The organism is Leucobacter sp. cx-328 (genome assembly GCF_014530035.1).
Lineage (GTDB): Bacteria > Actinomycetota > Actinomycetes > Actinomycetales > Microbacteriaceae > Leucobacter.
Genome location: NZ_JACVMX010000005.1, coordinates 126,340 through 138,194 on the forward strand (window position 1 = coordinate 126,340; position 11,855 = coordinate 138,194).

The window sequence follows — 11,855 nt, forward strand, 5'->3', positions numbered from 1 at the left end:
CGGCATACCGACGCGATCAGCCCGCGGCTACACGGGCGCTGTTCTGACGTGAGTGAGAGTGACTCGCGCTTAGGGGGCCAGCCCGTTCACTGAAAGACCAGTGTCTTCAGCGAGCCCAAGAGCGATGTTGGCTGACTGAATAGCCGCGCCAGCGGTGCCCTTGGCCAAGTTATCAAGTGCCGCAACGATGACGACGCGTTGTGCAGCCTCATCAATTGCGATGCCCATCAGGCAGGTATTTGCGCCGAGTGTATCCGCGGTACGCGGGAACACGCCTTCGGGCAGCACATGCACGAAGGCCTCGTCAGCGTACGCCGACTCCCAGGCAGCACGAACCTCTGCAACAGTGGTGCCAGGCGTGAGCTTCGCGGTCGTCGTTGCGAGGATGCCGCGTGACATCGGAACAAGCACCGGGGTGAAGCTCAACGTCGGCTCACCAGTCGCACCAGCTCGACGCAGCGACTGCTGAATTTCTGGGATGTGCCGGTGGGTTCCACCAACCGCGTACGGGTTCGCAGTGCCCATGAGCTCAGCACCCAGCAGGTGAGTCTTTGCCGCTTTACCAGCGCCGGAAGGGCCTACAGCAAGCACGGTGACGATGTCGTCGGCCTGAATCACCCCAGCAGCAATGCCTGGTGCGAGTGAGAGTCCGACCGTCGAAGCGTTGCAGCCGGGAGCCGCAATACGGGTAGCGCCGATGAGCGCCTCACGCTGTCGGCGAGCACCGCCGTCAATGAGCAACTCAGGCACGCCGTAGGTCCATGCCTCGTGGAACTCTCCACCGTAAAACGCTTCCCAATCTGCAGGGTCTGCCAATCGGTGATCCGCGCCACAGTCGACTGCAAGACGGACATCCGTGAGCTGCGCAGTGAGCGCGCCAGACGCACCGTGCGGCAACGCAAAGAAGACAATGTCGTGACCGTCGAGCACCTCAGGGGTGGTCTCGCGAAGCGTCAGGTGCGCAAGCGAGCGCAGGTGCGGCTGCGATTCGATCAGTGGTCGCCCCGCTGATGAATGCCCGGTCACCGTACGGATCTCAAACTCGGGGTGACCTGCGAGTAGACGGAGCAGCTCGCCACCGGCATACCCACTCGCACCAGCCACTGCCACACTGAAAGTCATCGACGCTCCTTCATCTCTGCACACCGATGCTCTCTATTCTGGCACTTCACAGCAAATCCTTCGATTTTTGCCGCAACAGACTGCAGGATCTGCAACATTTACTCGTTCGTGAAATTGGGTTGACGCTTTTCGCTGAAGGCGCGCATGCCTTCTTTCTGATCGGCTGTCGCAAACTGCGCGGCGAACGCAAGACGCTCGAATCGCAGGCCCTCGGCAAGCGTCGATTCCTGCGCCACCTGCAACGCTTCCTTCGCCGCGTACACCGCTGGCAACGACTTGGCGGCGATGGTTTCCGCTAGTTTCTGCGCTTCTACGAGCAGCTCATCCTGCGGCACGATACGTGACACCAAGCCGCTCCGTTCGGCTTCGTCAGCCTTCATATGACGCCCGGTCAATACCAGTTCAGCGGCCTTGTACTTGCCGATCGCGCGCGGCAACCGCTGCGATCCACCAAAACCAGGGATGATGCCAAGGTTGATTTCGGGCTGGCCAAACCGAGCCGAGTCAGCCGCAAGAATGATGTCACACATCATCGCCAGTTCACAGCCACCACCAAGAGCAAAGCCGGAGACGGCCGCGATGAGCGGGGTCCGGATCTGCTCGAACGGCGCCCAACCAGGGAACGGCGCGTTCAGGTACATATCGACGTACCCCTGCTCACTCATTTCTTTAATGTCTGCGCCAGCGGCAAAGGCCTTCGCCGACCCGGTGATCACGATTGCGCCGATTTCCGGATCAGCATCGAACGTCGTCGCCGCGTCGATGAGCTCACGCACGAGAGTGGAATCGAGCGCGTTCAACGCCTCTGGACGGTTCAGGGTGATCGTTGCGACACGGTTGTTCGCTGCGGTGAGAATACGCGTGTAGTCAGTCATGTCCCACACGTTACCGGCTCAGAAGTCGTTGATGACCAGTTTCTTCATCCCCATCATGTGTTCGAATGCATTGGGTCGCGCCATGAGCTCCCCCATGTTCTTCGGGACGACCTGCCAGCTCACGCCAAACTCGTCAACAAGCCACCCGCACTGCTCAGCCTCAGGCGAGGCAGACAGCGCGTCCCAAACAACATCGATTTGGGCCTGGTCGTCGCACTGCACTTCTAAGGAGACACCGCAGGTGAAGCAATGCTCTTCCTCGAGCGGATTATCGATCGCGATAAACCAGTCATCCCCGAGATGGAACTCCCCGAAGACAAGAGCTTCAGCAGACGCCTTCCCGACCTGTGCACCGTACGACTGGGTATTGGTCACTCCAGCTCCGCCAGGAAGTTTTTCAAACACGCTTGTGTACAACGCAAGCGCCTCTGTCGCGCGGTTCTGCGCAGCGCAGGCAAAGGTCATTGCAGGCAACACAAACGGCCGTGGTGAACGGTTCGGGCTCGCGAGAACAAGTTGCCAGTGCACGCCAAACCGGTCTCGCACCCAGCCATACTTATCGGAGAGCGGAGACTCCCCCAGTGGAATAACCTCTGCTCCTCCGACAAGCAGCGCATCCCACAACAGGTCGAGAGTCTCGCGCGCGCACGCCGCACCGCCGCTCAGAATCGCTGCATCGAAGTTCAAAGCAAACGATACCGACGCGTTGGGAGCATACTCAGGGCCACCATTTATGAGCCCGATACGGTATCCCTCGATCGTCATCGTTACCGACAGGGCCTTGCCCGCGAGTGCCTGCTGGAAGTCAGCCAGCCCGGTCTCCGGGTATCGTCCATCCACTTCGATGTGGATCTCGCGGCCTGACCCTCGAAAGGCGTTCTCGTAGAAGGAAGCCATCTCTTCGGCGTTCCCGTCACACCAAATTTTGGGAACAATCTGTTGCGTCATAAGACCCAGTGTTACTTTCTCTAATGGAGCATCAATGCCGGTGCAATTGCGAGTAATCAGCGAGCCAATTTACATAGCCCACCGTACCAATTTCTGCGTTTTCGTGCGGCAATAACGTGCCGTCACGCAATGATTTTCCGTATCGCCCCCAGTACGGCAGCTCAATGACTGGGCGCGGATCGGCGCGCGCTTCAAACACCATTCGCGTGATTTCGGCGAGTCGCATCCGCTCAGGGCCTGAAAACTCCCTGGCGTACCCAACTGGCACACTTTCCGCAGCCCAGAGGAGACGTTCTGCGATCACTCTCGCGGGGAGCGGCTGAGCTAGCACCTCAGGCACAAACACCCAGCCACCTACGGTTTTGCCATGTTGCTCGGCAAATTCGTAAGAGGGAGCGGTCGGCAAAATCGTCCACGGGATCTGCCCCTCGGCGACGCAGTGCTCCTGGATGGCCTTGCCGGCAAATTGCCCGTACGGATGCGCAGCGGCACCAATCATCGTTAGCAACACGTAATGCCGCACCCCGCCAGCAATTGCTGCAGTTTGGAGGCGACGTGATGCGAGTTCAAAAAACGTGACGCGCTCATACTCATTGCGCGGATCGACAACATCGATCACCGTATCCACACCGCTCAGGTCTAGTCCCTGGCCGTCATACACGTCACAGCCGGTAGACCGCGCAAGTGCGAGCACATCATGGCCAGCTGCGCGCGCAAGCTCAACGGCGTGCGCGCCGATGAGCCCGGTTCCCCCAACCACTGCTATTCGCATGCCCGCCTCCTTTGGCCTGCCTGTGCGCTAACCATATGCCTCGACGGAGAAGTTCACCAGGGATACTTTTCTCTGCTCGTTCCCCCTTCGCAGAGTCGCCAATGCCCCGGCTCTCGTTTCACGGAGTACCGGGGCATTGGCAGCTTCAGATTACGCTGCGACCCGTGGCAGCGGCTCAGGCAAATGAGCCCCCTGCGGGGCAAGCGAGGCATCGCTACGAGCGCCGAGCAGCTGCACAAACTCCATGATGTTTTCAGGCAGCTGGTCGCCCCGCCAAGCGACATGTTGATCTTCCCGAACAATGAGATACCCAGTACTAAATGTCACTGGAAGCTCGACAGCAGAGAGGTCAAGAAACGCGGTGGGCAATCCCGCAGCAGAAGCAGACGCTGCCCATACCGCGCCAGCAACCGAGTTACCAGACGCATTTACCAACGTGTACCACTTCCCCAACGAGTCATACACGGAGGAACCATCGGGCAACCAGATATGCGGCATGCGACAGCCGGGTACGGTTGATGGAGTATAGGTTCCCATCGTGTATTCGGGCGCCGGGCCATCGGCAACAATGATCGGAGAGCCATGATAGCTGTAGCCGTAGTTCAACCCGGCAGCAGCAAACTGCTGAGCGTTCAACTGCTCCGCCAGCACGCCAAAGCGTCGCCGCGCAATGTCTGCCTCTACACCAGAGTGTTCGATGTTTGCAGGCATGTCAGCTGCATCGAGTTTCTGCAGGTGCCCCATCGCAAACCGTGATACCTGCTCGGTGATGGGCTGCCTCTCAGCAGCATAGGCGTCAAGCACGTGGTCCCCCGCCCAGCCGTCGAGCACTGCCGCAATGGTCCAGGCGAGGTTCACTCCATCAGCGATCCCAGCATTCATTCCGTATCCGCCCATCGGCACCCACAGATGAGCCGCATCACCAGCAATAAAGAACCTGCGGTCACGGAACTTGTCTGCGACCAGTCTGCGCGCAACCCAATCTTCCTCTGAGAGCACCTCATACGGGAAGAGCACGTCTACTCCGAGAATGTCACGAAGCGCCTGATGACGATCCACTGATCCTGATTCGGCTTCCTCTGCCGTGAGATACGTATGCACCAAGAACTCGTCTACGCCATTGATGGCATAGATATGCCCGTTCCGTCGCGTGTTATACACGTAGGTGCCCCACGAGGGAATGGCCTCGCGTGCTGCGGCGAGCGCAGCGGATCGGATCCACGTTGACTGCACGTGTTGCAGCACTGGGTCGCCGCTAAATTTCGCACCCATTGCTTTTCGAACAAGTGAACGGCCGCCGTCTGCACCGATCAAGTACTTTGCGCGCACCGTCGTTTGTGTGCCCGTTACGACGTCGGTCACCGCGGCAGTGACCCCATACTCATCTTGTGTAACGGCATCGACACGTACACCGTTCCGGAGGTCAATCCCGGAACGAGACGCCACGTGGCGTTCCAGAATCGGCTCGAGATAGGTCTGGTTGACGCGGTGCGGGTGCTCCGGCGTTGCCCACGAGACGTCTGGGCCTGATCCACCTCCGGTCCGGCGCTCCTCGGCAGACGGGATGCGGATCCTGCCAAACTCCTGCCCAACATAAGATGTGCGAAATGCGACGTCCTGGGGGTGGCCCGATGGCAAGCCGGCACTGCGTACTTCGTCAGCGATTCCGTGTCGTCGAAATACTTCCATCGTGCGCGAGGACACGTGGTTGCACTTCACGTTTGGCGGCTGCAGGAATGGGTCTTGCTCAAGCACGATCGCGGTCGCACCATGACTATCAAGCGTCATCGCCGCAAGCAGTCCGACTGGGCCACCGCCGACAATCAGGACCTCCGTATCGTAGGTGTAGTTCACTTGACGTCCGCCAGATTCCGCTTTGAGCCTTCAGGAGAGATAAACACTGCAACGAGGCAGACAAGAAGCACTGCAATCCATACGACGCCGAGTACGACCGGACCGCCAGACCCCATCAAGGAGCTCGCAATAATCGGAGTAAAGCCTGCGCCAATCGCCGAGGCTCCTTGGAAGGCAATTGAAGCTCCAGTGAAGCGCGTTTCGGTCGGGAACAGTTCTGCAAGGAACGCGGCCAACGGGCCGAGGATGATGCCCTGGATACCCTGGCCGACAATGACTGCGACCGCAAATGCCCAGTTCTCTCCCATGCCGACGAGTTGAATGAGCGGGAACGCAAATACTGCAGCAGCGACAATGCCGACAGCGATGACGGGGCGGCGGCCATAGCGATCGCTCAAGCGTGCCGCAATAATCGTGGTGACAAACATCGCGATCGCAGAGGCTACCTTTGAGTTAAGCGCGAAGGTGGGATCGGTTCCGTGGGAGGTTGCGTAGCCAAGGCCCCACACACTTGCCATGCCAGAAATCGTGAGCTGGCTCATTGCTACGAGCATGCCAAGCAGGAGCACCCACGGCGAGTTCTTAAAGACCTCAATAAAAGGAACCTTGCGTTTTTCTGCTTCATTGTTGAAGCTCACAAAGAGCGGGCTTTCAACGACCTTCAAACGCACGACCATGCCAATCGCAACGAGAACCACGCTCAACAGGAATGGAACTCGCCATCCCCAGGCAAGGAACTGCTCGTGTGGCATCAGAGTGAACAGGCCGAGAATGCCTGCGGAAAGCACTGAACCAGCGGGAGCGCCAAGGTTGGCGAAGGCGGCGGCAAAACCACGCTTGCCACCGGGTGCCTGCTCGAGTGCGATCAGCATCGCACCACCCCATTCGCCGCCGACCGCAAAGCCCTGGACGATTCTGAGTGTGACCAGCAACATTGGCGCGGCTGCGCCGATCTGATCGTAGGTCGGCAACAGGCCGATGAGTGCCGTGGCGACACCCATCAGCACCATAGTGAAGACGAGCACACCCTTACGTCCGAGGCGGTCGCCGAAGTGTCCGAAGACGATGCCTCCGAGCGGGCGAGCAACATAGCCTGCTGCAAGCGTCGCGAACGACGCGATTGCGGCGAGCGCTGGATCAAGCTGCGAGAAAAAGACCGGGCCGAACACGAGCGCCGCTGCGCTTGCGTACAGCATGAAATCGTAAAACTCGATTGCACTGCCAAGGAAGCTGGAAGCCAGGATCCGCCGCATCTGCGGCGTACGTAGGGATTCCTGCTCGTATTTGGGCGTCACTGCTGTCGCAGCGTCGGAAATGGGCGGGGTGCTCATCATTGAACTCCTGTGAGAAAAAGGCCAAAATTCGGCGCGCGAACATACGAATGCCGCACGAGGCTCTATCTTTCTGGCAGCGCATAAGTAAGACAAGAATAATAATCTTGATTGATTGTTTAGTATTAGTTAAATGGGTTCCCCGAAGATCACGATCCGCCAGTTGGAAAGCTTCTGTGCTACGGCTGAGACCGGCTCCCTCACGGCAGCCGCAGACCGGCTGCATGTCTCACCTGCCGGGGTGTCTCAGGCCATTACACAGCTGGAAGAACAACTTGGAATACAACTCACGCTGCGAACCCGTGGACGAGGCGTAGAAATCACTGCAGCCGGGCATACCGTCGCCGAGCTCGCGCGTGCGGTCACCGAGGGCTTGCACGGAATTCAAGACATCGCAGACGCAATGCGCGGCGAACTTACTGGCACCCTGACGGTCGGAATCTTCACTACCCTTTCCCCGTGGCTTTTCCCGCGGATCGCAGAGCACTTCAATGACACACATCCGCAGGTGAGCCTCGAACTCGTCGAGGGCGGTTCTGCAGAGCTACAGGCAATGCTGCTTTCGGGAAACATCGATGCTGCACTTTTGTATCACAACCACTTGTTGCCCGGTGCTCGATCCTTCCCTGTCACCCCCGTGCGGCTCCAAATCGCACTTGCCCCGACGCATCCGCTCGCAAGGCTTGACACGATTCCCCTTCACCTTCTCAAGGAAGAACCCGCAGCTTTACTCTCGCTTCGGCCAGCCACCGATCATGTCGAAGCGATTCTCGAACAGGCGGGACTTACGCCACGAGTCAAATGGCGTAGCGCAAATGTCGAAACGCTGCGTTCGCTCGTCGCACGAGGTCTCGCGTACACCATCATCATGGGCCGTCCCTACGGTGATACGAGCTACGACGGGCTCCCGCTCGTGTACCGCGCCATCTCAGATCCCCTCCCAGACAACTCCGTCGTGCTCGCATTCGCGCACGGTGCTCGGCCAACGGCGAAAACGCAAGCGCTCCTCGACTTCACCACCAGCGCGTTCCGCCCCGACGCACCAGCGAAGCCCCACACCTGGCAGCACCACATGGGCGAACTCTCCTAAATGCAAACGGGCCGACGCAACAGAACTATCTGTCGCACCGGCCCGTTTGGCAGCAGGCGAATTAGTCGCGCAGCTTGGCTCCAAATGCGAGCTCAGCAGCTGCGACACCAGCAAGCTTTGCTTCGCTCGCCTCTTCAGCCTTCAACGTGCGATCCTCGGCACGGAAGCGGAGCGCGAAGGTCAGTGCCTTCTCGCCCTCTTCGATGCCCTGGCCGCGGTAATCGTCGACGACGTGAGCGTCCTCGAGGAGCTCGCCAGCACCAGCAACGACAACCGTCAGCACATCGCCAGCGGGGATGTCAGCCGCGACGACGAGTGTGAGGTCCTGCGTAGCTGCGGGGTAACCCGAGAGCGACGAGGTGGTCGCCTCACGCGGAGCCAGCTCGATGAGCCGCTCGAGGTCGAGCTCGAACGCTGCGACGCGCCCGGGCAGGTGGTGACCAGCTACGAGCTCGGGAAGGAGCTCGCCAGCAACACCGATGACTTCGAGGCCACCCTCGTCGCCGTCGATGTCATTAGCAACGCGAACTGCGAGCGTCGCGGTGCGGCCGGGGTGGAACGCGCGATGCGAGCCCTGGAGCACAACGAGCTCGATCGACACAGCCGAAGCGACCGTGCGTGCGTACTCGAGAGCATCTGCCCAGTCGTACTCACGAGCTGCCTCACCAGGCTGCTTCGTCGCTGCATCACCGAGGAGCAGTCCTGCGGTGCGCAGGGGCTGCTTCGGGATCGAAGCGTTGAGTTCAGCTAGCACCTCGTCCGAGGGACGCTCAGCGAGCGGCGGGACGAAATCAGTACCGAGTGGCTTGCCGGTGAGCGGTTCGAAGACCGAGCCGAACTCCACGAGCGCGAGATCGGTGAGGCCACGCGAAACGTTGCGCTGAGCCGCGGTCACGAGACCAGGAAGCAGTGAACGGCGCATGAACGGCGAGCTCGCGTCAAGCGCGTTTGCGAGGCGGATCGCGTGCACGGGCTCAGTAGCAGCGTCAGCCGCCTCTTCTGCACCGGCACCGAACGCGTTGAGCTGCTCACGCGACATGAACGGGTAGCTCTGGATCTCGTCCAGGCCAGCAGCGGTCACGATATTTGCGGCGCGGCGACGCAGACGCTGTGCGCGGGTCAGGCCACGGCCAGCCGGAGCGACAGGGAGAACAGAGGGGATGCGATCGTAACCTACGATGCGCGCAACCTCTTCAACTAGGTCCGCGGGCCGGGTGAGGTCAGAGCGCCAGCTCGGAGCAGTAACGACGAGCGTGCCCTCTGCGCCGTCTGCGACGGCGCACCCGATGAGCTCGATCGCTGAGCGAACCTCAGCGTCGGTGTAGTCGGTGCCGAGCAGGCCGTTTACGCGGGCGATCGGAAGAACGACCTCGGTCGGCTCCCAGGGAGCCACGATGTCGGTGCCGAGCTCGTCAGCGGTGCCACCTGCAAGCTCAACGAGCAGGTCGACCATGCGCTGTGCAGCAGCCTGCGCGACGCGGGGGTCCACGCCACGCTCGAAGCGCTTCGACGCTTCGCTCGGCAGCTTGTGGCGGCGCGACGTACGCGCGATCGAAACGGAGTCGAAGGTCGCAGCCTCAACGAGGATGTCGGTCGTCGAATCATCAGTCTTGGTTGACTCGCCACCCATGACGCCTGCAAGGCCGATTACGCCTGACTCATCGGTGATGAGGAGGTCTTCGGGGTGCAGCTTGCGAGTCTGCTCGTCGAGCGTGACGAGGGTCTCGCCCTCCTTCGCGCGACGAACAGTGATGCCGCCCTGCAGCTTAGCGAGGTCGTATGCGTGCAGCGGGTTACCCAGCTCGAGCATGACGTAGTTCGAGATGTCAACGGGCAGCGACAGTGAACGAATGCCTGCGAGCTGCAGTCGCGCGACCATCCACGGCGGGGTGGGGATTGTTGCATCAATACCGCGCACGACACGGGTCACGAAGCCGGTTGCACCCTGCTTGCCGCGGATCGGTGTCTCGTCAGCAATCGTGACGTTGAAGCCAGTTGCAGGCTTCACCTCGATGATCGAAGCAGGATCGGTGAACGCAGCACCGGTCGCGTGCGAGTACTCTCGAGCAACACCACGAACCGAGAACGCGTAGCCGCGGTCGGGCGTGACATTGATTTCAACGGCGGTGTCATCGATGCCAAGGAGCGCCTTTGCGTCGGTGCCAACCTCAGGATCAAGACCGTAGTCTTTGAACACGACGATGCCGTTGTGCTCGTCGCCGAGCGAAAGCTCGCGCGCCGAAGCCATCATGCCGTCAGAGACATGACCGTAAGTCTTGCGTGCAGCAATCGCGAAGCCGCCGGGCAGTACTGCACCGGGAAGGCATGCAACAACCTTGTCGCCCTCAACGAAGTTGTGAGCGCCACAAACGATGCCGCGCACGTCGGCGCCGCCGTCAGCTGCAAGCTCCCCCTCTGGCGCAACGCGCACCTGGCACCAGTTCACGGTCTTGCCGTTCGAGTGCTCTTCGGGCTCGCGGGAGATGACCTGGCCGACGACGACCGGGCCGGTCACCTCAAAGCGGCGGATCGACTCTTCTTCAAACCCCACACGCACGAGATCGGCGTGCACGGTTTCAGGGGTGACGTCAGCGGGGAGAGCTACAAGCTCACCCAGCCAGCTCAGTGGGATACGCATCAGACCAGTCCTCCGAACTGCTGGTTGAAACGGACATCGCCTTCGACCATGTCACGCATGTCATTAAGGTCGTTACGGAACTGCAGGGTGCGCTCGATACCCATACCGAAGGCGAAGCCCTGGTATTCCTCGGGATCGAGGCCAGCAGCCATCAGCACCTTGGGATCGACCATGCCGCAGCCGCCCCACTCAACCCAGCGCGCGCCGCCCTTAGCGTTGGGCTGCCACACGTCCATCTCAGCGGACGGCTCGGTGAACGGGAAGAAGTTCGGGCGGAGGCGGATCTTTGCCTCTTCGCCGAACATCTGGCGCGCGAAGTGCTCAAGCGTGCCGCGCAGGTGAGCCATCGTCAGACCCTTATCGATGGCGAGGCCCTCAATCTGCTGGAACACAGGGGTGTGCGTCGCGTCGAGTTCGTCGGTGCGGTAAACGCGGCCCGGGCACACGACGTAGAGGGGAAGGTCGCGCTCGAGTAGCGAACGAACCTGCACCGGCGACGTGTGGGTACGAAGCAGAAGGTGGCGGTCGGCAGGATCAACAAAGAACGTGTCCTGCATTGCGCGTGCGGGGTGGTCGGGGTCGAAGCCGAGCGCGTCGAAGTTGAACCACTCGTGCTCGAGTTCGGGGCCTTCTGCAATTTCCCAGCCCATGCCGATGAAGATGTCGGATGCTTCGTCCTGCAGCTGCGCGAGCGGGTGACGCGAGCCAGCCTTGCGGCGGACGGGCGCCTCGGTGACGTCAACAGTCTCAGCAATGAGACGTGCTGCAGCCTCGGCCTCAGCAAGCGCGGTTTCGCGCGCCTTAAAGCTGCCCTCGACGCGACCGCGGGCCTGGCCCATGATCTTGCCGGTTTCGGCCTTTGCTTCCTTCGGTACCTCACGCATGAGCGAGTTCAGCCTTGCAATTGCAGAAGCGTCTCCAACGTGCGCGGTACGGGCGGTCTTCAGCTCGGCGAGGGTCTCTGCTGCATCAAACGCGGCGAGCGCATCTGCAACAGCCGCATCGACGGCTTCCTGGGTGATCGGATTGATGTCTGACACGGTGGTCAATCTTACCTTGCCTGGGTGACAGCCGGCTGCGCGACTTTCGGTGGGCGACAGTCCGAGGCGTATCCAGCTTCCAGCCAGTGACTTTCTCTAAGCTTCGTCTTAGGACACACCATTTCATCTCGCGATGGAACCAACGATGGAGGCCTTTCAGTGGGTAACCCTTTCAATCTCGCCGC

General features: G+C 60.6%; 9 protein-coding genes. 1 reads left to right on the forward strand and 8 read right to left on the reverse strand.

The window, feature by feature from the left end; genetic code table 11:
- Positions 1-69: 69 nt before the first annotated feature.
- The 6 genes from argC to ICL81_RS08345 all read right to left on the reverse strand — a co-directional run bounded on the left by argC (position 70) and on the right by ICL81_RS08345 (position 6,902).
- On the reverse strand, positions 70-1,122 hold the full coding sequence (gene argC / locus ICL81_RS08320) for an N-acetyl-gamma-glutamyl-phosphate reductase (protein ID WP_188034445.1): 1,053 nt from the start codon (positions 1,120-1,122) through the stop codon (positions 70-72).
- A 98-nt stretch (positions 1,123-1,220) separates the two neighbouring features.
- A complete protein-coding gene (locus tag ICL81_RS08325; protein ID WP_188034446.1) occupies positions 1,221-1,997 on the reverse strand; it encodes an enoyl-CoA hydratase-related protein in 777 nt (258 codons plus the stop codon).
- A gap of 18 nt (positions 1,998-2,015) precedes the next feature.
- Positions 2,016-2,945, reverse strand: a complete 930-nt coding sequence (locus ICL81_RS08330) for a VOC family protein (protein ID WP_188034447.1) — start codon at positions 2,943-2,945, stop codon at positions 2,016-2,018.
- A 31-nt stretch (positions 2,946-2,976) separates the two neighbouring features.
- Positions 2,977-3,717: an SDR family oxidoreductase gene (locus tag ICL81_RS08335; RefSeq protein ID WP_188034448.1), complete on the reverse strand. Its 741-nt coding sequence runs from the start codon at positions 3,715-3,717 to the stop codon at positions 2,977-2,979.
- Positions 3,718-3,867: 150 nt separating this feature from the next.
- Complete coding sequence (locus ICL81_RS08340) at positions 3,868-5,571, reverse strand: FAD-dependent monooxygenase (protein WP_188034449.1); 1,704 nt, start codon at positions 5,569-5,571, stop codon at positions 3,868-3,870.
- A complete protein-coding gene (locus ICL81_RS08345; protein WP_188034450.1) occupies positions 5,568-6,902 on the reverse strand; it encodes an MFS transporter in 1,335 nt (444 codons plus the stop codon). The genes ICL81_RS08340 and ICL81_RS08345 overlap by 4 nt, the downstream gene beginning before the upstream one ends.
- A gap of 133 nt (positions 6,903-7,035) precedes the next feature.
- On the opposite strand from ICL81_RS08345, the gene ICL81_RS08350 reads away from it, so the two are divergent.
- A complete protein-coding gene (locus tag ICL81_RS08350; protein ID WP_188034451.1) occupies positions 7,036-7,992 on the forward strand; it encodes a LysR family transcriptional regulator in 957 nt (318 codons plus the stop codon).
- 61 nt (positions 7,993-8,053) lie between these two features.
- Here ICL81_RS08350 and pheT read toward each other — a convergent pair whose 3' ends face one another.
- Positions 8,054-10,630, reverse strand: coding sequence for a phenylalanine--tRNA ligase subunit beta (gene pheT, locus ICL81_RS08355; protein WP_188034452.1), 2,577 nt, complete (start codon positions 10,628-10,630; stop codon positions 8,054-8,056).
- The gene (gene pheS / locus ICL81_RS08360) at positions 10,630-11,670 is read right to left on the reverse strand and encodes a phenylalanine--tRNA ligase subunit alpha (RefSeq protein WP_188034453.1); all 1,041 of its coding nucleotides are present in this window, start codon (positions 11,668-11,670) and stop codon (positions 10,630-10,632) included. Before pheS ends, pheT begins: the two co-directional genes overlap by 1 nt.
- Between the last annotated feature and the right edge of the window lie 185 nt (positions 11,671-11,855).